The sequence below is a fragment of the Amycolatopsis sp. WAC 04169 genome, assembly GCF_003947535.1.
Classification (GTDB): Bacteria; Actinomycetota; Actinomycetes; order Mycobacteriales; family Pseudonocardiaceae; genus Amycolatopsis; species Amycolatopsis keratiniphila.
Map to the genome: position 1 here is coordinate 131260 of NZ_QHJI01000007.1, position 26204 is coordinate 157463.

At 70.2% G+C, this 26204-nt stretch carries 25 protein-coding genes; 11 read left to right on the top strand and 14 right to left on the bottom strand.

Features of this window, described 5'->3' with window-relative positions; genetic code table 11:
• Window positions 1-72: 72 nt before the first annotated feature.
• The 3 genes from DMC61_RS19935 (at window position 73) to DMC61_RS19945 (ending at window position 2687) form a co-directional block, all read left to right on the top strand.
• Entirely contained in the window at window positions 73-1341 is a 1269-nt protein-coding gene (locus DMC61_RS19935) for a cytochrome P450 (RefSeq protein WP_125690564.1), read from the top strand.
• Between the two features lie 12 nt (window positions 1342-1353).
• Window positions 1354-2139, top strand: coding sequence for a CPBP family intramembrane glutamic endopeptidase (locus DMC61_RS19940; protein ID WP_125690565.1), 786 nt, complete (start codon window positions 1354-1356; stop codon window positions 2137-2139).
• 128 nt (window positions 2140-2267) lie between these two features.
• Window positions 2268-2687, top strand: coding sequence for a VOC family protein (locus DMC61_RS19945; RefSeq protein WP_016334004.1), 420 nt, complete (start codon window positions 2268-2270; stop codon window positions 2685-2687).
• Between the two features lie 10 nt (window positions 2688-2697).
• On the opposite strand, the gene DMC61_RS19950 is transcribed toward DMC61_RS19945, so the two are convergent.
• The 7 genes from DMC61_RS19950 to DMC61_RS19980 all read right to left on the bottom strand — a co-directional run bounded on the left by DMC61_RS19950 (window position 2698) and on the right by DMC61_RS19980 (window position 15396).
• Complete coding sequence (locus DMC61_RS19950; protein WP_233594871.1) at window positions 2698-3744, bottom strand: YihY/virulence factor BrkB family protein; 1047 nt, start codon at window positions 3742-3744, stop codon at window positions 2698-2700.
• Between the two features lie 67 nt (window positions 3745-3811).
• Window positions 3812-8152: a cation-translocating P-type ATPase gene (locus tag DMC61_RS19955; RefSeq protein WP_125690566.1), complete on the bottom strand. Its 4341-nt coding sequence runs from the start codon at window positions 8150-8152 to the stop codon at window positions 3812-3814.
• 99 nt (window positions 8153-8251) lie between these two features.
• Entirely contained in the window at window positions 8252-9850 is a 1599-nt protein-coding gene (locus tag DMC61_RS19960; RefSeq protein WP_125690567.1) for an ABC transporter substrate-binding protein, read from the bottom strand.
• A gap of 10 nt (window positions 9851-9860) precedes the next feature.
• Window positions 9861-10763 carry a serine hydrolase gene (locus DMC61_RS19965; protein ID WP_125690568.1) on the bottom strand — a complete coding sequence of 301 codons (903 nt, stop codon included), beginning with the start codon at window positions 10761-10763 and terminating at the stop codon, window positions 9861-9863.
• Complete coding sequence (locus DMC61_RS19970; RefSeq protein WP_125690569.1) at window positions 10760-12148, bottom strand: serine hydrolase; 1389 nt, start codon at window positions 12146-12148, stop codon at window positions 10760-10762. Before DMC61_RS19970 ends, DMC61_RS19965 begins: the two co-directional genes overlap by 4 nt.
• A gap of 138 nt (window positions 12149-12286) precedes the next feature.
• Window positions 12287-13912, bottom strand: a complete 1626-nt coding sequence (locus tag DMC61_RS19975; protein WP_125690570.1) for a CdaR family transcriptional regulator — start codon at window positions 13910-13912, stop codon at window positions 12287-12289.
• A complete protein-coding gene (locus DMC61_RS19980) occupies window positions 13909-15396 on the bottom strand; it encodes an amidohydrolase family protein (RefSeq protein ID WP_125690571.1) in 1488 nt (495 codons plus the stop codon). Before DMC61_RS19980 ends, DMC61_RS19975 begins: the two co-directional genes overlap by 4 nt.
• Window positions 15397-15583: 187 nt before the next feature.
• Here DMC61_RS19980 and DMC61_RS19985 point away from each other — a divergent pair, with 187 nt between their 5' ends.
• Both DMC61_RS19985 and DMC61_RS19990 read left to right on the top strand, forming a co-directional pair.
• On the top strand, window positions 15584-15796 hold the full coding sequence (locus tag DMC61_RS19985; RefSeq protein ID WP_125690572.1) for a DUF3072 domain-containing protein: 213 nt from the start codon (window positions 15584-15586) through the stop codon (window positions 15794-15796).
• Between the two features lie 64 nt (window positions 15797-15860).
• Window positions 15861-16265: a ChaB family protein gene (locus DMC61_RS19990; RefSeq protein WP_125690573.1), complete on the top strand. Its 405-nt coding sequence runs from the start codon at window positions 15861-15863 to the stop codon at window positions 16263-16265.
• A gap of 67 nt (window positions 16266-16332) precedes the next feature.
• Here DMC61_RS19990 and DMC61_RS41950 read toward each other — a convergent pair whose 3' ends face one another.
• From DMC61_RS41950 to DMC61_RS20005, 4 genes are all read right to left on the bottom strand, one after another.
• Window positions 16333-16464, bottom strand: a complete 132-nt coding sequence (locus DMC61_RS41950) for a hypothetical protein (RefSeq protein WP_255431566.1) — start codon at window positions 16462-16464, stop codon at window positions 16333-16335.
• A gap of 138 nt (window positions 16465-16602) precedes the next feature.
• Window positions 16603-17751, bottom strand: coding sequence for a family 43 glycosylhydrolase (locus DMC61_RS19995; RefSeq protein WP_125690574.1), 1149 nt, complete (start codon window positions 17749-17751; stop codon window positions 16603-16605).
• Window positions 17748-18551, bottom strand: a complete 804-nt coding sequence (locus DMC61_RS20000; RefSeq protein WP_125690575.1) for an endonuclease/exonuclease/phosphatase family protein — start codon at window positions 18549-18551, stop codon at window positions 17748-17750. Before DMC61_RS20000 ends, DMC61_RS19995 begins: the two co-directional genes overlap by 4 nt.
• A 104-nt stretch (window positions 18552-18655) precedes the next feature.
• Window positions 18656-19009: a VOC family protein gene (locus DMC61_RS20005; protein WP_125690576.1), complete on the bottom strand. Its 354-nt coding sequence runs from the start codon at window positions 19007-19009 to the stop codon at window positions 18656-18658.
• 91 nt (window positions 19010-19100) lie between these two features.
• Here DMC61_RS20005 and DMC61_RS20010 point away from each other — a divergent pair, with 91 nt between their 5' ends.
• Genes DMC61_RS20010 through DMC61_RS20020 form a run of 3 tightly spaced genes read left to right on the top strand, consistent with a single transcriptional unit; the run spans window position 19101 to window position 20781 of the window.
• The gene (locus tag DMC61_RS20010; protein ID WP_233594872.1) at window positions 19101-19493 is read left to right on the top strand and encodes a hypothetical protein; all 393 of its coding nucleotides are present in this window, start codon (window positions 19101-19103) and stop codon (window positions 19491-19493) included.
• A 56-nt stretch (window positions 19494-19549) separates the two neighbouring features.
• Complete coding sequence (locus tag DMC61_RS20015; protein ID WP_125690577.1) at window positions 19550-20218, top strand: thioredoxin domain-containing protein; 669 nt, start codon at window positions 19550-19552, stop codon at window positions 20216-20218.
• Window positions 20215-20781: a vitamin K epoxide reductase family protein gene (locus DMC61_RS20020; RefSeq protein WP_125690578.1), complete on the top strand. Its 567-nt coding sequence runs from the start codon at window positions 20215-20217 to the stop codon at window positions 20779-20781. The genes DMC61_RS20015 and DMC61_RS20020 overlap by 4 nt, the downstream gene beginning before the upstream one ends.
• Here the strand turns inward: DMC61_RS20020 and DMC61_RS20025 are convergent.
• From DMC61_RS20025 to DMC61_RS20035, 3 genes are read right to left on the bottom strand one after another with little or no spacing between them, the layout of a single operon-like run.
• Complete coding sequence (locus DMC61_RS20025; RefSeq protein ID WP_370456424.1) at window positions 20760-21992, bottom strand: MDR family MFS transporter; 1233 nt, start codon at window positions 21990-21992, stop codon at window positions 20760-20762. The genes DMC61_RS20020 and DMC61_RS20025 overlap by 22 nt on opposite strands.
• Window positions 21989-23038 carry a PLP-dependent cysteine synthase family protein gene (locus DMC61_RS20030; RefSeq protein WP_125690580.1) on the bottom strand — a complete coding sequence of 350 codons (1050 nt, stop codon included), beginning with the start codon at window positions 23036-23038 and terminating at the stop codon, window positions 21989-21991. Before DMC61_RS20030 ends, DMC61_RS20025 begins: the two co-directional genes overlap by 4 nt.
• A 54-nt stretch (window positions 23039-23092) precedes the next feature.
• Window positions 23093-23395 carry a hypothetical protein gene (locus DMC61_RS20035; RefSeq protein ID WP_233594873.1) on the bottom strand — a complete coding sequence of 101 codons (303 nt, stop codon included), beginning with the start codon at window positions 23393-23395 and terminating at the stop codon, window positions 23093-23095.
• A 179-nt stretch (window positions 23396-23574) separates the two neighbouring features.
• On the opposite strand from DMC61_RS20035, the gene DMC61_RS20040 reads away from it, so the two are divergent.
• Genes DMC61_RS20040 through DMC61_RS20050 form a run of 3 tightly spaced genes read left to right on the top strand, consistent with a single transcriptional unit; the run spans window position 23575 to window position 25923 of the window.
• Complete coding sequence (locus DMC61_RS20040) at window positions 23575-24621, top strand: C40 family peptidase (RefSeq protein ID WP_125690581.1); 1047 nt, start codon at window positions 23575-23577, stop codon at window positions 24619-24621.
• 37 nt (window positions 24622-24658) lie between these two features.
• The gene (locus DMC61_RS20045) at window positions 24659-25021 is read left to right on the top strand and encodes a BlaI/MecI/CopY family transcriptional regulator (protein WP_016333984.1); all 363 of its coding nucleotides are present in this window, start codon (window positions 24659-24661) and stop codon (window positions 25019-25021) included.
• Window positions 25018-25923: a M56 family metallopeptidase gene (locus tag DMC61_RS20050; protein ID WP_125690582.1), complete on the top strand. Its 906-nt coding sequence runs from the start codon at window positions 25018-25020 to the stop codon at window positions 25921-25923. Before DMC61_RS20045 ends, DMC61_RS20050 begins: the two co-directional genes overlap by 4 nt.
• The last annotated feature ends 281 nt before the right edge of the window (window positions 25924-26204 follow it).

A 26204-nucleotide genomic window follows, 5' to 3' on the forward strand; every position in this document is an offset into this window, starting at 1 on the left:
ACCCACCTCAAGGGCACTGCAAGGAATCTGCCATGTGCTCGTCGTAGATTCCGCTGACGCCAGGAGGAAATGATGAACGCCTTGAGCCCCGCCGACGCACTGCGAATCGGTGCGCAGATCCAGGTCTCCAAAACCGTCAGCCGGCTGCTCGGCGGGTTCGGTGATCTCCTCGTACAAATAGAGCATCCGAAATGGCGGGAAGACCCGTACCCGTTGTACGAACGGATAAGGGCGAAAGGCCCGCTGTACCGCGGGCTGAGCGGGTCGTGGGCCACGGCTTCCTTCGCGCTGTGCGACCAGGTCCTGCGGGATCGCCGGTTCGGCATGAAGTACGCGGACGGCACGCCCGCGCTCACCGGCGCGCTGGGCATGGTGTCCCAGACCTACCCGGAGAGCTTCCTCGACCTGGATCCACCCGATCACACCCGGCTGCGCAGGCTCGCCGCGCCCTCGTTCAAGCCAGGGCGGATGGACCGCTACCGGCCGACGGTGCAGGCGGTGGTGGACTCTCTCCTGGCCAAGGTGGCCGGGCAGGAGGCCTTCGACCTCGTCGGAGATCTGGCCGCGCCACTCCCGATCACGGTCATCAGTGACCTGCTCGGTATCCCGGCCGCCGACCGATCCGTCTTCGCCGAATACGGCACTTTGATCGGTGAAGGCCTCAGCGGCGTGCACTCGGTCCGGCAAGCCGAACGACTGATCACCGTCGGCGAGGACCTCGTCGTGTTGTTCGACCGGCTGCTTCACGAACGTACGGCGATTCCCGGCGACGACGTGATCAGCGATCTCGCGGCCGCCGTCGGGGACGGAAGGATGACCGCACGGGAGCTGCACGGCACCGCGTTGCTGTTGCTGATCGCCGGTTTCGAGACCACGGTCAACCTGATCGGCAACGGCGTGCGGGCACTGCTGGGGCACCCCGAGCAGTGGGAGTCGCTGTGCTCGGATCCGAGCCTCGCCGCCGCCGCGGTGGAGGAAGCCTTGCGCTACGACCCCCCGGTGCAGGCTTCTCTGCGGATCGCGCATACCGAGGTGGAACTGGCCGGGCGCAGGATCAGGCCGGGCCGGTTCGTCGCCGTGCTGCTGGCCGCGGCCAACCGTGATCCGGAGGTGTACGAAAGGCCGGGCGAATTCGACATCTCCCGGTCCGGCGCATCGGACCACCTGGCGTTCTCCAGCGGAATACACTATTGCCTCGGCGCGAGGCTGGCGCGTATCGAAGCCGAAATCGTCTTCCGCACCCTCGCGGAGCGGATGCCACACCTGCGCCAGGCAGGTCCGCTTCGACGCCGGGAAGGCAATTCCATCCGAGGCCTGAGCCACTTTCCGGTCACGGCCTGAGGTCGCCGTTTCATGCCTCATACGACGCGAACCGCCACGGTGGCGGCCTGCCTCCTCATGGCGGCGCCGGTCTTGCCCGGCACGCCGTGGTTCTCCCTCGTCGTCGCCGCCGGGCTCGTCGCGTCCCTGGTGGCGGCCGTGCGGAGCCGTTCCGCGCCAGGCATCCGCGCCGTGGCCGTCGCCGCCGCCGTCTCGGCCGTGTTCCATGTGTCGATCCTTCTGGACTGGCCCCCGGCCGTGCGGATCGTCCTCGCGCTCGTCGTCGTGTTCGGTCTACCGGCCGGACTCGGCCGGCGCCAGTCGATCGGGACGGCGTACGGCTGGGTCGAACCGGGCCGCCCGACCTGGCCGCTTGCCGCTGCCGTCGTGGTCCTGATCGTGGGCACCACGACGGCACTGGTCAGCTGGGCACGGTTCACGGATCCGGTGCTGCCCGGCTACGTCGTCGCGGCGAAGAACAGTCCGCTTTGGCAGGTAGCCCTCGCCGTCATCGCTTTCTCCCTCTTCAACGCGGCACTGGAAGAGAGCCTGTTCCGAGGTGTACTGCTCGACGAGATGGCCACGATCTGGTCGGTACGAGCAGCCCTGATCGTCCAGGGTGTCGCGTTCGGGCTGTTCCACTTCAACGGGTTTCCGCCCGGCTGGACCGGAATGGTGATGGCCGGCGTCTGGGGCTACTTTCTCGGCGTCTTGCGGGTACGGAGCCGCGGGCTCCTGCTGCCGTACATCGCGCACATCGGGGCCGACGCGACCATTGCCGTCATCACGGTGGCCGGATTGTCGGGCCCACATTGGTAAGCATCGAAGTACACAGATCACATCGGTTCGCGCGACGGCCCGCCCGACGAAATTCACCTGAAAACAGCCTGAGATCGTGAGAAGGTGGTCGAGCTTGAAGGGATTCCGACGGACAAGGGCGTTGGTAGATGACGAGCAGGCTGGAATGGACGACGATCGACTGCGCGGATCCTCGACGGCTGGCCGAGTTCTGGTGCGGTGTCCTCGGGTACGTCGTCTACGAAGACAAGGGTGAGGTCGTCGGGATCGGGCCCGACCCCGAGGTTCCGGACGCGGAGCGGCTCGCCGATCTGCGCCGCGGGCCGGTTGTGCCGAGCATGTCGTTCGTCCGGGTGCCCGACGGCAAGAGCGGGAAGAACCGGGTGCATTTCGAGATCACCCCGATCGACGGCGACCAGCGCTCCGAGCTGGATCGGCTGCTCGCGCTCGGCGCGTCGACCGTGGACCTCGGCCAGGGCGAGAACCTCCCGTGGGTCGTGCTGGCAGACCCGGAGGGCAACGAGTTCTGCCTCGCGCGCAGCCTCGCGCCGGGCGAGTTCCAGCTGTAGCGACCGATCGTCACTCCTCACCGCCGCGGCCCTCCGCAACGGTCCCCGGACCCTTCGTCGTCACCTGCGCGGTGTCGTCGTCATCGAAGGCGCGGGTATCCCGCGGTGGCAGGAAAGGCTCCCGCTCGGAGGATTGCCCGGTCTCGATGCGCTGCCCCCGGGCGAGTTCGGCGTCGAACTCCGCCCCCAGCAGCACGGCGATATTGGAGATCCACAGCCACACCAGGAACACGATCACCCCGGCCAACGTGCCGTAGGTCTTGTTGTAGGAGCCGAAATTCCCCACATAGAAAGCGAATCCGGCCGAGGCCAGCACCCACACCACCACCGCCAGCACACCGCCGGGGCTCAGCCACCGGAATCCCGGATGTTTCACATTGGGGGCGGCCCAGTACAACAAGGCGAACGCCAAACTCACCAGGAGCGCGATCACCGGCCATTTCGCGATATCCCACACCTGCACCCCGGCCGACCCGACCCCCAGCAGTCGCCCGGCCCGCTCGGCCACCCCACCGGTCGCCACCACACCCACCGCGCACACCGCCAGCAGCACCACGACCGCCAGGGTCAAAACCAGTCGCAGCGGCACCGTTTTCCATATCGGCCGTCCTTCGGGCATCTCGTAGATTGCGTTCGAGGCTCGCATGAACGCACCCACGTATCCGGACGCCGTCCACAGCGCCCCCGCGATACCCACGATGGCGACCGGTCCGGCCAGCCCTTGAGACCGGCCCACCTCCCGGATCGCGTTGACCAAGATCTCACGGCCCTGCCCGGGAACCAGCGTGTTGATGTTGTCGATCAGCGTCTGCGTCGCCGCCGGGCCCAGCAGACCCAGCATCGCGGTGAGCACCACGATCGCCGGGAAGATCGACAACACGCTGAAGTAGGTCAGCGTGGCAGCCCAGTCGGTCAAGTTGTCCCGCTGGAACTGCTTGACCGTCCGTTTCAGCACTTGCCACCACGAACGCTTCGACAGATCCGTCGGGCCTTCGGGCTCGTCCTGCCCCGCCCGATTCCCGGTGACGCCACCCTGCCGCACTCGTCGTCGCTCCACTGCGCTGCACCTCAGCCCACGATCACCACTGCTCTCCACTCAAGCCAGGTACCCCGCTCTCGCTTCGCTAGACCTCTGCCTCTCGATTTCCGAGCAGGAGGCCGCCCACGCTCGCCGCGCCCGCGCTGCCGAGGGCGATTCCCCAGCCGACCGGACCGAGCGGTGTGCATCCGAAGAACTGGCTGACCCCGGGGGTCTGGACCAGTATCGCCAGCAGTGCGGCGGAGCCCAGGCCGGCCGCGAGGACGGTGCCGTCGCGGCCGCCGACCGCCAGCGTCTGCCCGAGCTGGGTACCGATCAGGGAGACGAGCGCGATCGTGCTCGCCCGCCGCCGCCTGCCGGTCAGCCTCGCGAGGGTCCACGCGGTCGACGCACCGAGCGTCGTAGTCACCGCACGCGTGGTGATGTCGCGCCGGAGCGCGTTCCCGAGCGACGCGCTGGGCCCCTCCCACAGCAATTCCGGCACGGATTCACCGTCTGGCCTGCTCAACGCGATCGCCAGTGCGGGCGCCAGGTCGGTGAGGAGGTTCATCAGCAGCAGCTGGCGGGCGGTGAGCGGAGATCGTCCGGTGACGACCGAGCCGAGTACGGTGAACGCGATCTCCCCCAGGTTCCCGCCGAGCAGGATGCCGAGCGCCTCGCGGACCGACGCCCACATCGCCCGGCCTTCCACCAGCGCGGCGACGATCGTCTCCAGCCGGTCGTCGGTCACCACGAGGTCCGCGGCCGCCCTGGCCGCGGCCGTGCCCCGCTGCCCGAGCGCGATCCCGACGTCGGCGAGCCGGATGGCGGGCGCGTCGTTCGCGCCGTCGCCGGTCATCGCGACGACCCGGCCACCGCGTTGGTAGGCCTGGATGATCCGGACCTTCTGCGCCGGGCTGCAGCGGGCGATCACGTCGACGTCGGCGAGTTCCCGATCGAGCCCTTCGTCGTCGAGTTCCTCGATCTTCGCGCCGGTGAGCACCTTGGTGTCGCCGTTGCGTCCGGTGATCTCCTCCGACACGGCCTCGCCGGTGGCCGGGTGATCGCCGGTGATCATCACCGTGCGCACCCCCGCCTCGCGCAACCGATCCGCCGCCGGCGCGGCACTGTCCCGCACCGGATCAGCCAACGCGACGAAGCCGAGCAACCGGAGATCGGCGACGTCGTCCTCGGAAAGGTCCTTTGTGGACACGGTGCGCTCCGCGACGGCGAGGACACGGTGCCCGGCCGCGGCCAGGCGGCCGGCCCGTTTCTCCAGCCTGCCGCGGACACCCGCGCCCATCGGCCGATCGCCGTGCCGGGTGCACCGGGGAAGGACGATCTCCGGTGCGCCCTTCACGCACACCACGTGCCGCTCGCCGAGCTTGCCGTTGGTCGCGTGGAATCCTCGCGACGGTTCGAACGGGACCGCATCGGTCTTCTCCCAGCCGCCGGCGTCCACGCCCGCGGTGATGCCGCCTTCGAGAATCGCTTGATCCGTGTGGTGCGGCAGTTCCTCGGGGTTCTCCGCCCGAGGCGTCGCACGGACGGCCGCGGCCAGCACCGCCTGGTGGCTCTTCCACAGCCGCCTCGGCGAGGCGGTGGTCTTGCCGTCGTCGATCCGGTTGACGCTGAGCTTGCCTTCGGTGAGGGTGCCGGTCTTGTCGAAGCAGAGGACGTCGACCCGGCCGAGGGCTTCGATGGTGCGCGGATTGCGGACGAGCGCGCCGTGTTCGGCGAGTCGCCGGGCGGCCGCCAGCTGGGCCGCGTTCACCAGGAACGGCAGGCCTTCCGGGACCGACGCGACCGCGAGGTTCACCGCCGCCCCGACACTTTGCCGCAGCGGTACGCCCCAGAGCAGGCCGGCTCCCGCGACGGCGGCCGCCGAGCCGACCGCGACCGGCAAAGCCTGTTTGGTGAGCGATGCGAGCCGCGCTTCGACACCGGTCTCGGGGGCGGCGCCGCGCGCCGCGGCCATTCCCCGGCCGACCTCGGTCTCGTCGCCGGTCGCCACGACGACGGCGGTCACCTTGCCCGCGGCGACCGTGGTGCCCTCGTACAGGATCGAGGCCCGTTCGGCGATCTCCGCCGCCACGACCGGCGCCGGGGTCTTCGGCACCGGCAGCGACTCCCCGGTCAGCGACGACTCGTCCAGCTCCGCGCCGGTCGCTTCGAGCACCCGGCAGTCCGCGGGTACGACGTCGCCGGACCGCAGCGACACGACGTCACCCCGCACCAGATCGTCGGCGACGATCTGCCGCTCGGCACCGTCTCGTAGGACGGTGGTCACCGTCGCGGACCGTTCGAAGAGCCCCGCCAGCGCGCGGTCGGTGTGCACCTGCTGCGCGCTGCCGATCAACGCGGACACCCCGACGATCCCGGCGACCAGCGCGGCGTCGACCGGTGACCCCACCGCCGCCGAAACCGCCGCACCACCGGCCAGGACCGGGGTCAGCGGGTTGGCGAGCTCGGCCATGAACGCCTTCGCGATGCTCTTGCCCGCATTGCCTTCCCCGCCCGCACGATCGGCGGGTGCCCGTCGCCGGGCCTCACGCTCGTCCAGCCCACGCGGGCTCGAGCCGAGCCGGTCGAGCACGAGGTCCGCGGGCATCAGGTGCCACGGCGGCGCGACACGGCCCGACGAGGGCGTCTTCCGCTCGCCGGTGAGAGAGCGGGCTCGCCAAATTCCGTCGCTGAACGCCATGAGTGCCCCGGCGTTCACCGCGCGGAGGCCGCTCGCGGCAGGGCGGCGCCGCGCGCTGAGCGCGGTCACGCCGCCGATTCCGCTGGCCGCGGTCGCGAACATGGTCGAGTCACGGACCACCGCCTTCGCGGCGGTGATCGCTTCGACGAGCAGGACGGCCGTGCCGATGTCGCGGCCGATCAGCACATGTGCGCCCCACGGCGGCGGTGTCCCGTCCTCGTGCACGCCGACTCCGCAGTCGGCCGCCCCCAGCGCCCGGCGATCGTCGGAGACCAGCATGACCACACGTCCGCAGGCCTGGAGTTCGTGAACGGCGTCGAACACCGGGCCGTCGGTCTGGACCACCTGCAGTCCGGCGGCCTCGGCCGCGGACGCCAACGCGTCCACGTCGGGTGAGCGCTCCTGCGCCACGGCGAGCAGACCGGCCGGCTGCCCGTCGCGGACCAGTCCCAGCACCAGGTGGGCGCCCTGGTCCAGCATCCGCTGCCGGTCGGGGAAGCCGGTGACGTCCAGTTCGTCCACCGGACCGAGCGTCCACTCTCCGTCCCGCCGGACCACCTCGGGTTTCCGCGGGTCGAACAAGGCGAAGGCGGCGGCCGTCAGGTCGGCCGGGTCACCGTCGGGCGAAGGAACCAGATCGCTGAGGATGTTCGCCCCGGCGCCGAGCGCCGTGGTGTCGATGACGATCGTGTCGAGCAGGTCGAGGCCGCGCAGCGCGGACCGGTCCATCACCAGCGCACCGCGGCGGGCGAGGACCTGGCCCAGCTGGGCGGCGAAGGCGGCCGTGCCGGTGGACGGGGCCTTGGGCAACGCGGAGATCCCGACCGCGGCGGCGCGCCTCGGCCCGACGAACGGCAGCGTCGCCGCGGCGGCCGCGGCACCGGCGGTGATCGACCGGCGCGCGTGACGATCGGCGGCGCTTTCCGGAAGCGGCCAGGGCCGTTCGCTCACCACCGAGTCGGCGCCCGCGTGTTCGCGCTGTCCGACCAGCGTGGATTCCGCCTCGCACCAGGCCCGCTGGTGCGCCTTGGCCTCCCGCCACTGGGTGCCGCGGAGCATGATGTCCAGGACCGTTCCCTCGCTGCGGGCCGCGAGACCATGGACCAGCGCCGCGCCGATGGAGGTCGCCGAATCGGCCCTTTCCCGTCCTCGCAGTTTCCGGTCCGCCAGGTCACGCAAGCGCGGGTGCAGGTCGACCAGGGACGCCAGCGCCGCGACCTCCGTCGGCAACGGGGCCCACGGCATGATCTTCGTCGCCACCGACAGCATCAGCCCCGCGGCGTCCGCGGCGAGGGTGGACGGCAGCCGGGTCGCCGTGGTGCCGTCCGCCGGATGGTGCAGTTCGTCCTCTTCGACCCGCTCGGCTTCGGAAGCGGGTTCCGCCTCGGCTCGTTCGACCGCGCGGATCAGCTCCAGCCGCCGGGGCCCCGGATCCTCGACCGCGACGACCACCCGGGACGTCGGCGCGTTCACCTGGGCCCAGCGCACGCCGGGGATCTCCGCCAGGGCTCGTTCCACCCGCCGGGCGACGCGGGCGCCCTCCGGTCCCTTCACGCCGTGCGTCTCGATGTAGAGCCTGCCGGGACACGACCAGACCGCCCGCCGCGGTCCACGTCCCGGGATGCCTTCCAGCGGGAGGAGTGCCAGCCCGGCCAGCCCCCTGGCGACCCGCCCCAGCGTCCGCGACGGTTTGGGGAAGGCGACACCCAGCACGTCCACGGTCTCCGGGTCCGTCCGCGGCATGCGGCATCCTCCTCGCGCTCGGTGGCCTTGTGGATCTCACCGGGTACCCGGGCACCGGAGCGCCGAATCCTCTTTCCCCTCAAGAGGTGACGGGGTCGATCAGGCATACATCCGGATCGACGACGGTTGGAGGAAGGTGTTCGAGATCTCGAACCGCGCCTTGTTCCCGAAGGTCGGGAGTACCGAGTTCGCGAACTGCGCGACGTCCTGGTCCTCGAACAGCGCCGTCTCCGCGGCCAGCCAGTCCGGGCAGCCCGCGGTCCCGACCTGAGTGGCCGCCTTCGCGACCAGCGCGTCGTACCGCGGGTTGTCGATATGCGCGAAGTTCGTGCCCTCCGGCGGGCGGCTGCCGGAGACGAACGGGGTCAGCTGGCTCGGCAGGTTCAGGCTGACCGGCGCCAGCGAGAGGTCCCAGTCGCCGGAGGCGAACAGCGTCTGGCTGGCCGCCGGGCTGTCCAGGCCCTTGAGTGTCACGTCGACGCCCGCCTCCTTCCAGCCCCGCTGCATCAGCTCGGCGGCCGGTGTCATGGTCGCGCCGATCTGCGTGCCGTAGATGGCGGTCAGCGCGAGGCGTTTGCCGTCCTTCGCCCGGATGCCGTCCGGTCCCGGCTTCCAGCCCGCCGCCTCGAGCGCGGCCTTGGCCGCGGCGAGATCGAAGCCGGGGATGTGCCCGGTGGCGGAGTCGCCGGTGCACGCCGCCGGTTCCATGGTGATCAGACTCCGGACCGGGGCGCCGGCGTCCCTGGTCAGCACCTTGGCGACCTGGGCGAGGTCGACTGCCTGCACCAGCGCACGGCGCATCGCCTGGTCCGCGCCGAACCGGCCGGGTGCCTGGTTGAACCACAACTCGCCGAACGCCACGGTCGTGTCGGCATGGAACAGCCCTCGCGCGCGCAGCCGCTGCTGGTCCGGCCCGCTCACCTGGGCGGCGTTGAGCTCGCCGGACAGCAGCAGGTTCGTGACGGTGGTCATGTTGGGGATGACCCGGATGATCACCTTGTCCGGCAAGCCCTTCTGCCGCGGATCGAAGGCGCCGGGGCCCCAGTGGTAGTCCTTGCGCCGGGTCAGCGTGTAGTGGTCGTTCGGGACGATCTCGGACACGGTGAACATGCCGGTGCCGTTCTCGCCCCTGGCCAGCGTCGCGCGATCGGCGAGGCCCTTCGCGCAGACGATCGGGATGTTGCCGATGTTGCGCAGCAGGAACGCGTCCGGCGCCCCGCTGGTGACCTTCACGGTGCCCGCGGAATCGTCGGCGACCGCTTTCGTGCCCACCTTCACCGTGTTGCCCGCGATCGGGGACTTGTTCGCCGGGTCGCCGATGAAGTCGATGTTCGCCGCGACGTCCTTCGCGGTGAGCGGGCTCCCGTCGGGACAGGTGATGCCTTTGCGCAGGGTGAAGGACGCGGTGGTCGTGGTGGCTTCCCACTGCGCCGCGAGGCCGGCCTCGGGCTCTCCCTTCCCGTCCACGCCGAGCAACCCGTCATAGAGGTAGCGGCCGATCTCGCCGGCGATCGAGAGCACGGTGAGCGCCGGATCGAGCGTCCCCGGATCCGAACCGACGGCGTAGGTGAAAGTCTTGCCGTCGGCCAGTGGCCGGTTCGCGTCCGGGTCCGTGCCGGAGGGCGCCGGTGCGGAGCACGCGCTCACGGTCAACGCGACCACGACCGCCGTCACGGCGGTGTGCCGAGCAGTTTTCATGGGAGTTCTCCTACGGTGTCACGTTCTCGGCGGCGAGGTGGTCGAGCGCCAGCCGGGCGGCGGCGCCGATGGACGCGTCGACCTCGGGGAGGCGGTCCTCGAAGGAATGGGCGCGGGTGAACACCGCGACCGCGAAACGGCGGCCCTCGGGCAGGGTCACCACTCCCGCTTCGTTGCGAATGCCCGGCAGCGTCCCGGTTTTCGCGGCTATCCGCACCCCGGAAGGGAATCCGGTGGACAGCCGGTGCGGCCAGATCTGGTGGGCCATGATCGCCCGGACGCGTTCGCAGGCTTCGGGTTCGCCCGCCCGGTCGGTCCAGATCGCGTCGAGCAGTTCGGTCGTCTCGCGCGGTGTCGACGAGGTTTCCCTTTCCGGGTCGCACATCGACAGGTTCCGCAGCTGTTCGTCGGTGGCTTCGGCCAGCAGCGCGTCGATTTCGGCGAGGTCGGTCCCGCCCAGTTCGGCGAGCCCGATGCGGAACGAGTCCTCGCAGGAGCCGATCATGCGGGTACGGGTCAGCCCGAGGTCGGCGACCACCCGGCAGATCGTCTCCTGGCCGATCCGGTTCCAGATCAGGTCGGTCGCCGCGTTGTCGCTCATCGTGAGCATGAACCAGGCGAGGTCGCGCCAGGTCATCTCGACGTCGTCGGCGCAGCCCGCGGTGCCGATGCCGCCGATCCGGTATCGCGCGGTCACCTTCGTGTACTCGGTCTCGTCGAGCCGTCCGGCCACCACTTCCCGGGCGTAGGCGAGCGCGATCGGGATCTTGAAGACCGAGGCGAGGACCACTTGATCGTCGGCGCCGACCGACACCTCGGCACCGTCCGGCACGCCGATTTCCCTGGCGTGCAGCGAACCTTCGGCGCCCGCGGCGGCGAACACCGCCTCGATCCGTTCGCGGATGTCGTTCACCGGGTCACCCGCCGGTCCGCGCGTCCGGTGTGGAGGAACCGGGCCCGGCCGGTGCCGTCGTCGCCGACGAACTCGTGGGGCATGTAGGCGCCCGGGAGTTCCGGGACGACGGCGACGAAGGTTTCGCCGTGCCACGGCAGCAGTTCGACCGTGCCCGAGGGCTCGTCGAGTTCGGCGAACTCCCCCTTCGGGGTGCGCCGGAGCCAGAGCCTGCCGCCCTCCTCGGTGACGACGGTGGACACGACCCTCGACGAGTATTCGCCCACATACCGGGAAAGATCGGCAGGCGCCGCCGCGGGATCCGGCTCGGGCAGCGGCGGGACCGTGATGCCGGCGAGTTCGCGCATCAGCTTGGTGGCGATCTCGTGGTAAGCCCGCAGCGCGGCCCCTCCGTTGGTCAGCAACGCGAACGCGACGTCGTGCTCCGGCGCGACGCGCAGGAAGGCGGACTGGCCGATCGTGCCGCCGTCGTGGCCGATCACCGTGCCGCCCTGCCAGCCGAAGTCCGCCCAGCCGAGGCCCCAGTACGCGCCCATGACGCCGAGATCCGGCACGGTGATCTGCCGCTCGCGCATGGCGCGCACCGACTCCGGCGACAGCACCTGGGCACCGTTGTCGGCCTTGCCCTCGTTCAGGTGCATGCGGGCGAAGGTCAGCAGATCGCGCGGGCACATGACCAGCGTCGCCCCGGCGGGCGCGTTGGAACGGGCGAGCGACCAGACCTTCGTGGGCACCGGCCCGCCACCCGTCTCCGGCAGGTCGTGACCGAACGCGGCGCGATGGCGGATGGCGTCCTCGGCGCCGCAGCCGGCGTGGGTCAGGCCGAGCGGGCCGATCAGCCGCTCGCGCACGCAGTCGTCCCAGTACTCGCCTCGCAGCACCTCGACGATGCGGCCGAGCACGCAGTAGCCGGCGTTGCTGTAGGAGAACCGCTCGCCCGGCGGGAACAACTGCGGCACGTCCGCCAGCAACGGGATGAGCTTGGCCACCGCGTCCTCACCGGTTCCGGTGTCGGCGAAGACGTCACCTTCGAACCCGCCGGTGTGACACGCGAGCTGCCGGACGGTGATCGTGGCCGCGGCCTGCTCGTCGGCGAGCCGGAACTCCGGCAGGTAGTCGCGCACTGGGCGGTCGAGGTCGACCAGGCCCTCGTCGACCAGCTGCATGATCAGCGTGATCGTCCAGACCTTGGTGATCGACCCGACCTGGAATACCGAGTCCTTTGTGGACTCCACCCCGGTGCTCGTGTTCAGGACACCCGCCGCGTGCTCGACGATCTCGCCGTCGGCGAGCACCGCGATCGCGGCACCGGGAACCCGGTGCCGGTCCAGCAGGACGGCGAAATTCTCCCGGAGCCAGGTATCGATTTCGGAGATCTTCGACATGTGCACCTCTTGTCCGGTGTGGATGGTCCGGCGTTGCGGGAATGCTAGGTCCGGCGGAGGCGCCGGTTGTTCGTCCGGATCGAGGAGAGCCGCGGGGGAAGTTCGTCCGCGCGGAGGAACCCCCTGATCGGTGGTGTCTCAGGCTGTTTCGGGCCGCGTCCCGTGGAGCAGCAGATGCAGCTGCACCATCGCCGCGAACCGGTCCCTGGGGTCGTCGAGGTCGATGCCGCCTATCTCGGCCAGCCGGCGCAACCGGTACCGGAAGGTGCTCGGATGCACATAGGCCGCCGCCGACGCGGCGTTGGTGTCCCCGAACGAGTCGAGCCAGCACCGCAGCGTGTGCACGAACTGGGACTGGTGTTCCCGGTCGTAGGCCAGCAACCTCGCGATCGGCCCGGTCGCGACGTCACCGCGGGCCGCCGAAAGGTCCGCCAGTTCGAGCATCAGCGCGTCGATGTGCGCGTCCTCCGCCGTGAGCACCCGCTTGGCGCCGCCGTTGGTGAGCAGCACCCGCAACGCCCGGTCCGCCCCGATGCGAGAGTCGTACAGGCCCGAGCTGTCGAGCGCGGTCGGTCCGACGCCGATCGTCGCGGAGACCCGGTGCCCTATTCGTTCCAGGAACGCGGCCGCGACGCGCACCGAGCGTTCCTGCTGATCACCGTGGTTCCCGGGCACGATCCCGTACACGACCTCGCCGATGAGCGCGACCGCCGATCGCGGCTGGACCGCGCTCAGATGGAGGGCGAGCGCGTCGGCGACGCGATGGCGTTCGGTGGCGAGCCGGGGATCGTCGTCGGCCGAGTCGAGCAGACCCATCGCGAGTACGACGGCGGGCCGTCCGAGCAGGCCGAGGCGCGCGACGGCTTCCGGGGCCCCGCGCCCGCCTTCGAGGGCGGTGCTCACCAGATCGGCTCGCAGCCGGCGTTCGACATCTTCTCCGGCGCGCAGCCGGAGCAGGTGCAACGCCACGATCTTCGTGGCGTCCACCAGCGCCGCCGCACGTTCGTCGCTCAGCGCGTGATCGACCACGGCCCAGATCGAGCCGAGCACCTCATCGCCCGCCCGGACGGCGGCCACCGCCCTGGGCCGGTTCTCGCCATCGTCGTCCGGATAGAAATAGACCGGTCCCGTCTCGTGATAGAGGCGGTCGAAGAAGCCGCTCTCCGCCAACCCCCGGGTGTACCGCTCCGGCACCTGGCGGCCGAGGATCGTTTCGACCCGCGGCGGATCGGTTTCGTCCTGGCGGCCGGAGAAGGCGAGCACCCGCGAGTCACGGTCCTCGATGGTGATCGGCGCGTCGAGCAACGCGGCGATCGCGTTGGCGAGCGCGAACAGGTCGCCGGTCGGGATTCCGCCGAGCGCCTGCGGAGAGACGTCGCCGACGTCGCCCTCGGCCAGCAACGTACGGAGCATCGCGGCCAGTTGCGTCCACGACGCCCTGCTCGCCAGGCCGACCAACGCCACCCCGGAGGCGGCGGCCGCTCGCGCCGGCTCGGCCGGGGCGGAGACCGGCGAGCGCACGACCAGCGCGGACGCGCCGCGTTCGCCGAGTTCGTGCAGCAGCTTCACGATCTCACCGGGTTCGCGCACCCCGACCCCGAGCACCACCGCCCGGTCGGGGAACTCGGCGTCGTCGTACGGGTCGTGGATCACCACGCCGCCGAGGGGACGCCGGGTGTCCCGGCCGACCGCGAGCGGCTCGAGGAGCACGTCCCCCAGTGCTTCGATGACGCGGTTCAGGCTCGTATGCGGGTTGGCGTTCACCGCGGTTCACCGCGCAGCGGCCTGCCGGGGAACGCGTCGGTGAGCAGGCGCCCGTCGCGGACCACCGGAGTGCCCGAGACGAAGAGGTGCCGGACGCCGATCGAAGGCCGGGTCGGGTCGAAGTACGAGGCGGTGTCGGTGATGGTGGCCGGGTCGCGGACGACGATGTCGGCGTCCGCGCCGACGTCCAGCCTGCCCTTCGCCCGCGCGGCGGGCGCGACCTCGTCCAGCACCCGCGCGGGCAGATAGGAACAGCGGCGGAACGCCTCCAGCCAGGTCCAGGTGCCGGTTTCGCGCACCATCAGGCGAAGTGCTTTCGAGAACGTCCCCGCCGTGCGCGGGTGTGTCACCCCGCTCGAGGGAAGCGGCCATCGGGTGCTGTCACCGGTGCTGTCACCGGTGCCGTCGGGCCAGAACACCGGCATCGCGTCGCTCGCGACGATCGAATCGGGGAAAGCCAGCGACCTGTGCAGCAGGGCTCGTTCTCCCGGATCCTGCTCGTCGAGCGACTCGAGAAGGCACGGCGCCCCCGGCATCTCGCTCCGGACCTGCCGCAACCGCGCCTCGTCGGCGATCCGCTCACCGGTCTCCAGCAGCACCACCCGTGTCGGGTCGAGCCCGTTCATCCGCAGCCGCTCCGGGGCGAGGAAGAACGCACCGACCGCGGTGCAGCCCGCCCCGTAGGGATAGGCCTCCACCGTCACCCGCGACCCGGCTGAGCGGCCGGCCTCCAGCGCGGCGAGCACCCGGTCGATGTGGTGCCCCGACGTGCTGTTGACGTGGCAATGGTGCATCGCCGCCCCGGTCTCGGCCGCGGCGATCGCGATCTCCTCCGAGCCGTCGACCGGCGTGTCCGGGTCGACCTCGACCAGCTCGCGGACGTGCGTGTACGTCGGCGCTCCGGCCCGCTTGGCAAGCCTCGCCAAGGCCAGGAACTCGGCCGGGTCGCTGGCAGGCGCGTACCCGAGCAGCACGCCGACGCCGAGCGCACCCGCCGCCAGCTCGTCTTCCAGCAGGGACAGCCAGGAAGCCAGTTCGCGTTTCGACGAAGACCGCTGCCAGGCCGGATCGCCCAGCACCGAGAGAGCGGTGGCGAAGTTCGCGTCCGGCTCGACCCCGGCCAGCACCTTCGCCCGTGCGGAACCCCAGGAAGCGGAGAAACCGTAGTGCAGCGGCCGCCCCGCCGAGGCCGCCTCCGCGTACGCCCGGCCGACCGGCATCATCCCGGCCTCCAGATCGAGCGCCGTGGTGACCCCGTCCATCGCCTGCAACCGGTGGCCCGCGATCGAATGCACATGGCTGTGCAGATCGACGAAACCCGGCCCGACGAGGTATCCGGCGACGTCGATCGCGATCTGGTCCCCGGCCTCCGGCAGGCCCGGCCCGACGGCGACCACCCGGCCGCCATCGACCAGCACGTCGGCGGTGCCGTCGAACCCGCTGGCCGGATCGACGACGCGACCGCCGCGCAAGAGCGTGCGCATACCTGCCCTCCTAGCCTCGTTGGCGACGACACTAGGTCGAGCAGCGAGCGGTCCGTTCGTCCCGCGCGATGAATCCCAGCGAGAATTTCCTCCGCGAGCACGAACTCGGGACCGGTGCGGGAAGGTGTGGCTTCCCGTCTGGCGGGGTATTCGCCGCCTGATCATGTGCCCAGCCGAAGGACGTCAGATGAGCGACAACACGCAGCCGACCGACACCCCGAGCCCGGAGAAACCCCGCGAAGACTGGGCGACCGGCGACGAGCCGATGACCGGGCCCCAGCGCTCCTACCTCGGCACCCTCGCCCAGGAGGCGGGCGAGACGGTTCCGGACGGCTTGACCAAAGCCGAGGCGTCGGAGCTGATCGACCGGCTCCAGAACCAGACCGGACGGGGACAGTAGGGCCCACTACGGCGGGTCGTGACCGTCTGCCCGATGGCGCGATCCGTGAGCAAGGAGGTTCGCCATGCCAGGACGGGAAGACCTGCCCAGCACGCTCTTGCGTTCACCGCGCAAGGCACAGGACATCTGGGTGGCCGCGCACGATTCGGCGCTCGAAACCTACGGACCCGGACGCCGCGCCGCCCAGACCGCGTTCGCCGCCGTGAAGCACTCCTTCGAGAAGGTCGGTGACCATTGGGAGCCGAAGGAGCGCAGGGGGCCGCCCGACGAGCAGGCCGCGGGAGGTGCCGGGCAACGCACCAAAAACACCCACGGCGGCGTCGACGCTCGAGCCGCGAAGAGCCATCTGTATCAGCGGGCCCGCGAGCTGGGGATCCGCGGACGTTCACGTATGTCGAAGGGCGAACTGGTCGACGCGCTCGAGAAGGCCAGCCGCCGGGAGACCGCCCGGGCCCGGCAGGACAAGTAGCGACCGGGCGCTCGTCGCGAGGAACAGGCCGGCTCGTGCAGCCGTCGCCGCGGGAGCCGGCCGTCCGTCACTCCCGGCCGAGGACGATGGTCGGCTCGAGATCGAGCGCCGTTTCCTCCAAGGCATCCGTCTCACCGCGTGGTTCCGGCACGGTCACCCGTTCGGTCGACGACTGGGGATCTTCGATGGCGTGTGTCATGGTTCTTCACTCCGTTTGGCGTCGCGGCCGGCCGGACGCCGGCAGGAGGCGATTACCCCAGGCTCCGGAGATCAATCATCGCGAGTTCAGGGCGGGTCTCCGCGGCAACCTCGGCCGCGGAGACCCGATTTCCCCTGGTCACCAGCTCACGCTGAACTCGGCCGTGGCCCCGCTCCCGGTCTTCGTCAATCGAGCGATCCGGCTCCGTCGTTCCGGCGAGGGATCCTCCTGCGGCAACGGGCTCGCGTCGGTGATGTAGTTCCACGAAGCCCACCACGACCCGTCCGGCGCCTGGAAGGCGTTGAACGCGCCGGGGCCCCGCTTGTTGCCCGGCAGGTTCTTCTTGCGGAACTTGTCCGGCAGGCCCGGCCGGAACCGCGGCTCGCCGTCCGGATCGGGCTCGTAGGAGAAGTACGCGCGCTGCTCGGCCATCGGGGTGCATCGGTTGTCCGTCAGCGCGGTGCCGCAGTAGGCGACGCCGGTGGAGTAGCGGTTCGCGTACCAGTTGTTCCCCGAGTAGAAGAGATACCAGTCCCCGTCGATGCGGACGGCGTTGGGATTCTCGATCGTGAGGACGTCGTCGGCCGGACTGTTGTGATGCGTCCACTCGAGGTTCGCGTTGTCGATGAGCTTCTTCGCGTCGGCTTCCGCTATCCGCCGCACGTGGCGGGGCCGGTCGAACTCCAGCTTGGCGGCACCGAGGGCGGTGACGCGGTCTTGCGTCCAAGCCCCGTTGCGCAGGGTCAGCCACACCTCGCCCTGTCCCCTGCTCACGTCGGCGTCGATCGCCCATCCGCGATCAGGGCAGAACAGCGGATCCGCGTTGGCGACGAAACCGCCCGTGGCACGGAACGAGGTCGCGTAGCCGATGCAGTGCTTCGCCTGCCCGGCGGGCTCGGGGCCGGGAAGTGCCGCGCTGTAGAAGACGTAGTAGACGACACGTCCGTCCTCCTGATGCGCGAACAAGGCCGGTGTCCACAGTGGAGAGTCCGGTCTCGCCCAATAGCCCGCGGGGAACGTGACGCCGTCCCAGGCATCGCCGTCGACAGCGCCCCGGCGCTGGAAGGTTCCGCCGCTGAACTCGACCTTCGTGTACGGAAGCTTCTTGCCGGGGACGCTCGCCCCGACCGCGACGTAGGTGTTCGTCTCCGGGACCCGCATCAGATCCGCCGCCGGAAACCGGAAGTCCAGTGACTCGTCGCGGGGCCCGGTTTCGGCTGTGGCGCTCGGCCCGGCGGTCAGAAGGCCGACACCGCACAGGAGGGCGATCAGGGCGCGCCGCATCATCGGGTCACCGTCACCCGGGCGCGCACCGGGCGGTGGTCGCTCCCGTAGCCGCCGAGGGCGTCCACGGCGGACCCGGCCGAGTCCTTCTTCGCCCACACGTGGTCGATGGACCTGTCGCCGTGACTCGGCGCGCTGTAGGAATCGGCCACGCGCCGCATCCCGGCCATCAGGTCCGAACCCGGCTCCGCGTTGAAGTCGCCCATGACGATCGGTTCGGCCACCCGCGACGAGTACCAGTCCGCGGTGTTACGGACCTGCAGGTTGTGCAGTTCGCGGTTGAGCTCGAACCGCTGCGCGGACGGCGTCAGGTGCACGACGCCGACGACCCACTCGAAGCCGGCGCCTCCCACCCGCACCCAGTTGACGTACTTGGGCGGCACCCAGCAGCCGCAGTCACCGGGCTCGGCGGGCCCGGTGCCGGGCGTGGACGGGTCCACTTTGGACGCGGGTGAGATCTCGCCCGCGCCGTGGCCGGTGATGTTCATGTTGCCGCGCACCAGGATGGCGTTGTGCTTGATCGCGCGGCGGTCCGTCTCGTAGATGGCGACATAGCCGGTCGCCGCCGCGGCCTCCCGCACGACGTCCTCGCGATCGGCGACCTCCTGCAGCCCCAGGACGGCGGGACGTTCGGTCTCGATGAGACGGACGAGGTCGGCCTTGAGCCCGCCCGCGTCGCCCACGTTGTAGGTGACGACCTTGATCGTGCGTTCGGTCGCCGCCTCCGCGCCGGGCACCGCGACGAGAGCGGCGAGCGGGACGAGCAGTGCCAGCGCGAAAGCCTTGCGCCTCGGATGCTTCATGGAATTCCCTCCAGTGTCGATGACGGAGGGAATCGGACCATCGGCGGCCCGCCACGGGCAACGGCGAGCGCGATGCCGTCATCTTCCGGAAAGAATTGGCCCGGTCACTCCGGCGAGGGGTTCTCCCAGACGAAGGTGACCTTGTTGCCGTCCGGATCCACGATCTCCGTCAACTTGACGAAGCCGAAGTCCTGGACCGGGCCGCATTCCGCGCCGCGTTCCGCGAGGTCGCCGACGGTCTCGTCGATGTCTTCGACGACGATGACCACGGTGCTCTTGCCCGCGGGTTCCGGATCGTGGGCGACCTGGATGCCCGCGCTCCCGGCGATCCGCCACTCGGCGACGCCTTCCATGGGTTCGGTGTCGGGTCGCCGCCCGATCCAGCGCTCGTACCAGGCGGCCGCGGCGGCATGGTCCGACACCGGCAGAACAGCGTAGACATCCTTGAACCTGGGCACGGCACGTCCTTCCACTCGGGATCGCCGACCACTGCAGGTCGTTTTGTCCGGGTTCGCCTCGGCTTTACAAGGTCGCCTTTACCCTGTTCGCGTGACCGGCAGAGGGACAGTGAGGACGACCGCGCGGCTTTTCGCCGTGCTGGCCGTGCTCACCGCCGTCGCCCTGCTGCAAGGCGCGCTGTGCAGTGACGGCGCCGCGGCGGCCGGCTCACCCTGCGCTCCCCTGTTCGCCGCCGAAGCGACGCACGTCACCGGCCCGGCCGACGAATGCGAGCCGGCGACGTCCCGGCTGAGCCCGGCGGAGCAGCCCGTCACGGACAATCACCTCGACGATCTCACCGGTATCGGCCTGGCGCTGCTCGCCGTGCTCTTCCTGCTCGTCCGGCACCATCGGCACCGTCAGGCCGGAGTGCCGCCGACCTCACCGGCGAGGTGTTCTTCGAGCACCCCACCCCTTGTCCGGCTCTGCGTTTCCCGTACCTGATCCGGCCTAGCCTCCGCCGTTTCCAGTTGCCGGAACCAAGCCAAGGACACAACAGAATGACCAAGAACACCAAGGTTTCCCTGACGGTCGTGGCCGTCGTGATCGCGGTGGTGGCCGCGTTGCTCGTCTTCACCAATCTCGGTGAAGACACCCCCGCCGCGCAGGCGGACGCGCCTCCGGTGGTCCCCGCGTCGATCCTCGTCCGGCCGGACAGCCACCGGCTCTCCGACCCGCCGGGCAGCAAGGTGACCGTCGTGGAGTTCCTCGACCTCGAATGCGAGGCGTGCGGGGCCGCGTTCCCCGGCGTCGAGCGGCTCCGCGCCGAGTACGGCGACCGGGTCACCTTCGTCATGCGCTACTTCCCCATCCCCAGCCACCGGAACGCCGAGCTCGCCGCCCGCGCCGTGGAAGCGGCCGGCAAACAGGGCAAGCTCGAACCGATGTACCGCCTGATGTTCGAGAAGCAGCCGGAATGGGGCGACCAGCAGGTCTCCCATCGCGAAACCTTCCTCGGCTTCGCGCGGCAGCTGGGCCTCGACCTGAAGGCCTTCGAGACGGCGCTGGACGACCAGGTCACGCTCGGCCGGGTGCTCGCCGACCGCACCGACGGGGCGAACATCGGCGTCGAGGGCACACCGACGTTCTTCGTCAACGGCGTGAAGTTCTCGGGGTCACCGTCCTATCAGGGCCTCAAGGCGGTCATCGACCGGGAACTGGCCAAGTGAAGCCGTTCGCCGTCCGCGTGACGCCGTGGGTGCTGCTCGTCGGCGGCGCGATCGGCCTGCTGGCCTCGTTCGTCCTCACCATCGAGAAGATCCGGCTGCTCAAGGATTTCTCCTACATCCCGACCTGCAGTGTCAACCCGGTCCTCAGCTGCGGCTCGATCATGAAGACGCCGCAGGCGGAACTGTTCGGCTTCCCCAATCCGTTGCTGGGGATCGCCGGATTCGGCGTCGTGGTCACGACCGGGGTCGCCCTGCTCGGCGGAGCACGGCTGCCCCGGTGGTACTGGCTGGGCCTCCAGATCGGTTCGGCGCTCGGTGTCGTGTTCGTGCACTGGCTGATGATCCAGAGCCTGTACGTCATCGGCGCGCTGTGCCCCTACTGCATGGTCGTGTGGGCGGTCACCATCGCCGTCTTCTGGTACACGACCCTGCACAACCTCCACAAAGGACCGGAGGTGAGGGCGGCGGTCCGGTACCACAGCGTGGTGCTCGTGGTCTGGTACGCCGCCATCACCGTCGCGGTCCTGCAGGCCTTCTGGAGTTACTGGACGACGCTCGTCTGAAGGCGGCTCCGGTCGAGACCACGCAACCCGAAGGCGCAGACGGCCCCGATCACCGTCAGGGCGAGCCACGGGAACTCCGGGAAACCGGCCCGGCGCGCGAGGTCGAAAACGGTGCCGGTGAACAGATTCCCGAGGAGGATGCCCACGCCGACGATCGTGTTGTAGAAGCCGTAATGCGTGGCGACGAGCCGGTCGCCGGAGAGCCGCACGACGGTGTCCATTTCGAACGGGAAGACGACTACCGTTCCCACGGCCAGCAGGGCCGCGGAGACGAGCAGTCCGGCTCCCGCGACGACCGGGGCCGCCCTGGCGACGGCCAGCGGCGCGACGAAGGCCGCGGCCATGAACGTCATGCCCATGGCCAGGCAGATGCCGGGCGGCCACCGGTCCTTGAACCAGGCCGTGATCTTGAGCTGCCCGGCGATCGCGAGGCCGCCCGAGATCACGAACAGCCCGGCGATGAGCACGGTCGCCGACGTCTCCGATCCGGTGATCCGCCGTGCCTCCATCGGAAGCGCCAGATAGGTCTGGAAGGACAGCACGTACGAGCCGATCATGACCAGCGCGAAGAGCAGGAACGACCGGTTCGCCACGACGACGCGCCAATCCGACCAGACCGACGAGCGGTCCCGCCCGTTGTCGTGCGCGGGCAGCGCCCGCACCTGCACCACGGTCAGGACGCCGAAGACCGCGGCGGCGACCAGGCAGGTCAGCCGGAAGTCGACGGCGGTCAGCGCGAGCCCGACCACCGGCCCGGCCAGGATCCCGCCCTGGTAGAACACGTTGAACACCGAGAAGGCCTCGAGCCGCCGCTCCCCCGCGTCCGCGGCCAGATAGGCGCGCACCGCCGGATTGAACAGCGCCCCGGCGAAACCGGTGGCCGCGGACGCGACGATCAGCGACGGCAACGACGAAGTCACGCTCAACAACGCGAACCCCGCCGTCCTCAGCACGCATCCGGCGACGATGAGCGGTTTGTAGCCGAACCGGTCGGCCAGCGTGCCCCCGACCAGGAACATGCCCTGCTGCGAGAAGTTGCGGATGCCCAGCACCAGGCCGACGGCCCAGCCCGCCAGCCCCAGCGGGCCCGCGAGGTAGCCCGCCAGGTACGGCATCAGCATGTAGAACCCGACGTTGATGGTGAACTGGTTGACCATCAGCACCTTGCTGGGCCGGTCGAACGACCGGAACCGCTCCGCGAACCCGGTCACCGCGCGGGATCCACGATCGTGCGGCATCGGGTCCAGCGTTCCACCACGCGTTCGCCGGGGTGGCCGATGACGTCCGGCTCCCGCGCCGGGACCACGTCGAGCAGCCCGTGTCCCGCGCAGTACTCGTCGTTGTAGACGGTGTCGAAGTAGCGCTGGGGGCCGTCGGGGAAGATCGCGGCGATCCGCACGTCCGGATCGTGCGTGCGCGCCAGCCAGGCGGCCACGAGGGCGACCGCGCCGACGCTCCAGCCGCCGGTCGCGTACTGGGCGGCGGCGAGACGGCGGCAGGTCCACACCGCTTCGGCCGGGGCGACCCAGTGGACCTCCTCGAACGCGTCGTAGTCGACGTTGCGCGGATGGATGCTCGACCCTAGGCCGCGCATGAGCCGCGAGGTGGCGGGCTGACCGAAGATCGTCGAACCGACGGTGTCCACGCCGATCAGGCGCAGATGCGGGGAATACCGCCGCAGCGCGCGGAAGGTCCCGGCCGAATGCCCGCCGGTGCCGACCGAGCACACCAGCAGGTCGATCCGGCCCAGTTGCGCGGCCAGTTCCTCGGCCAAGCCCGTGTACGCGTCGACGTTGTCCGGGTTGTGGTACTGGTCGGGGCACCAGGAACCGGGCTGCTCCGCCAGCACCCGCCGGACCCGGTTGCGGCGCGCCTGCTGCCAGCCGCCCACCGGATGGGGCTCGGTGACGAGGTCGACGCGGGTGCCGTGCGCGGTGAGCATCCGCCGCACGATGGGCTCCATGCCGGGATCGGTGACGAGGGTGACCGGATGCCCGTGGACGATCCCGGCCAGCGCGAGCCCGAGCCCGAGCGTCCCGCTGGTCGACTCGACGATCGTCGCGCCGTCGGCCAGGTCGCCGCGGGCCTTGGCCGCCGCCACCATGTGCAACGCGGGGCGGTCCTTCATGCCGCCGGGGTTGAAGCCCTCCAGTTTGGCCCAGAAACCCTTACCGGAGCCGGTGAGTCGTTCGTCGATCCAGAGCACGGGCGTGTTGCCGACGGCGAGCGCCGCGCGCTGGGGCAAGACAGCGTTCATCGAGGATTCGTCTTTCTGTGCGGTGTGGACGGGGACAGGACGGCGCGAGGTCCGTCACGTCCGCGAAACGCACAGTTCGACGAGTATCCGGTGTCCGCTCCGGGCGGCGGGGAGCGATCGTGCCTTCTCTTGCGCCGCAGGCGAAAGCACGCGAACCGCCGGAGACGGAAGGTCCGGCGTGGAGGGCGAATCCTCGTTTCGCACGGCGAGTTCGGTGAGCGGGCGGGCGTGCACGTGTCCCTCGCGCGGCGGGCACGAGAAGTCATGGGAAGCCGACGTGACGGCGATGGCCTCGCCGTGCCCGTCCAGGCAGGCGACGGTTCCCGAACCCGCCACGACCAGCAGCAGCAAAGCCACCACGAGTCGACGAAGAGTAGCCGAAGAGACACTCACGGTTCCCACCGTAGCAAAGATCGACAACATCTCCCATGAGCCCTAGTACTAGCCGTCTTAGTAGGACTTCACCGGGCACTCACATCCGTCCCCGTACTACTAGGCGCGATAGTTGCACCTGCGCGACAGGAGATTCGGCACCCGTGACCTCATATCGGCGCTCGCCGCGGCATCCCCTCGCCGCCACCGCCGCCCTCATGCTCCTCGGCTTCGGCGCGCTCCCCGCGAGCGCGCAACCGGCGCCGGACGGCCAGGATCCGATGCGGCGCTATCAGGAACTCGGCGCACAGGCGGCCAAGGCCGACGAGGACCTGCAGGAATCCCAGGACCGGCTGAAGACGCGCGAGACCGAACGCGACCAGGCGACGGCGGCCCTCGGCCGGGCCGACGGCGATCTCACGCAGGCCCAGTCGGCGATCGATCGTTTCCGGCCCCAGGTCGAGGCGATCGCGCGGTCCGCGATGAGCGGCGAGCGGCTCGGCAACGCCGTCCTGCTGCTCGACAGCGGCAGCAGACAGGAGTTCCTCGACCGATCCTCGGCACTGTCGGTCCTGGCCGACGAGAAGGCCAAGGCGTTGAACGGCCTGCGTGACGCGCTCGGGAAGGCACAGGCGGCACGCGCCACGGCCGCGGACGCGCGGGAAACGGCCCAGCTCGCGGCCAACGACGCGACGGTGGCACTGGAGCAGGTCCGCACCCGCAAGAAGGACCTCGACGACCAGATCGCCAAGGTGCGGCAGGCGCTCGGCGAACTGCCGGCCGCGGACAAGGCGAAACTCGGCAAGGTCCAGGACAAGGGCTCCTATCTCGGCCCGCCCGGCGCCGCGAACGACGCGCTGCAGGCGGCGCTGTCCAAACGCGGCTCACAGTACGAATGGGGCGCCACCGGCCCGAGCGAATTCGACTGCTCCGGCCTGACGTCGTGGGCGTACAAGCAGGCGGGCATCTCCCTGCCGCGCACCAGCCGTCAGCAGTTCACCGTGGGGAAGCCCGTCCCGCTGGACGCGCTCGTCCCCGGCGACCTCGTCTTCTACGACGACGGCACCGGCAATCCCGGCGCCATCCACCACGTCGGCATGTACGTCGGCAGCGGCAAGATGGTCGACGCGCCGACCGAAGGCCAGCTCGTCGACGTCCGTTCGGTCAAGGGCGACGGGCACCTGATGGGCGCACGGCGCGTCGTCGGCTGAGCGGGAGCGGCACAGTATCCTTCCCGGCGGAGGTGTCATGCAACGGCTGGGCGAGCTCGAAGCGTCGGTGATGGACGTGCTCTGGGACGCGGCGGAACCCTTGCGGGTGCGCCAGGTCCTCGAGGCGATCAACCGGCATCGCGATCTCGCCTACACCACGGTGATGACCGTGCTGGACAACCTGCACCGCAAGGAATGGGTCGAACGCGAAATGGAGAATCGCGCGTACCGCTACCGCGCCGTGGCGACCCGCGAGGAAGCCACCGCGCAAAGCCTTCGCGAACTCCTCGACGCTTCGGAAGACCGGGAGTCCGTGCTGCTGCATTTCGCGCGCTCGGTCACCGAAGAGGAGTCGGACATCCTGCGGCGGGCCCTGCGCCGGAAGCCCGGCAAGCGATGATCCTGGCGGCGGTGCTCCTGTTCGGCGTGGTGGTGACCGGCTGGTTCTCACCCCGGCTGCTGGGCAGGCTGACCGCCGGCGGGATCAGCCCCGGCACGGCGCTCGCGTGGTGGCTGCTGACCGCGGCAGGCGTCCTCGCCGGCACGCTCGGCGCCGTCCTGCTCCTCGTCCTGCCGGACCACGGACCTGCCGGGGCCATCACCCGGATCCTCCACGAATGCTGGGCGGCCGTCGGCCACAGCGGCCTTCCGGGCCTCGATCCGGTCGCCGGGACCTTCGCCGCCACCGCGCTCGTGATCGCGGCGGCCCGGCTCGCGCTGTCCACCGCCCGGCGGCGGAAACGCAGCACGCTGGTGCACCGGCGCCATCTCGACGTGCTCCGGCTGTCCGGCGCGCGGCCCGGGCCGACCCTGTGGCTTCCCGACGATCGTCCGATCGCCTACAGCCTCGGCGGCCGCGACGGCCTGATCGTCGCGAGCAAGGGCCTGGCCGGAAGACTGTCGTCCCGCGAATTGGCCGCCGTGCTCGCCCATGAGCGCGCTCATCTGCGCGGCAGACATCACTTCCTGGCCGGTTGCGCCGAAACACTCGGCCGCACGCTGCGGTTCGTCCCGCTGATGCGCGAACTCCCGGGCGCCGTCCGGCTGCTGGTCGAACTGGCCGCCGACCGGGCGGCCGCGGCCGGGCACGGACCGGACACCGTGCGGTCGGCCCTGTTGTCGATCCAGGCCGCCGGCGGCGACACCGCGCTCCGGCTGCGCTGGCTGGCGCGGCATCCGAGCGAGCCCGCTCGATTTCCGGAACGGGTGCGGGCCGTCGCGGGCGGGACGCTGGCCCTGTTCGCCCCGCCCGTGCTCACCGTCGGCCTGATGTTCACGGCGGGCCTCGTTTCCTGCTGGTGAAAGAAACGCGTTCGTCACCGATGCGGACGAACGGGTTCAGCGCCGACACCATCAGGTGATCCACGTTTTCCGGCTTTGAACGCCGCTTTCCCGAACGGACGTACGCACGTCGCTTTCAGTCGTTGACCGGTCAGGGAATCGGGGACGGCAAATCGTGCAGTTTCCACTCACAAGAGTGAGGGGTGCCCATTCCATTGAGCCGGAAAGGCGAATTCCCAGCGCTACTCAAATGGCGGCATTCGCCCGGTGTCCCCTGTCGTAACGTCGAATGAGGAACGTTT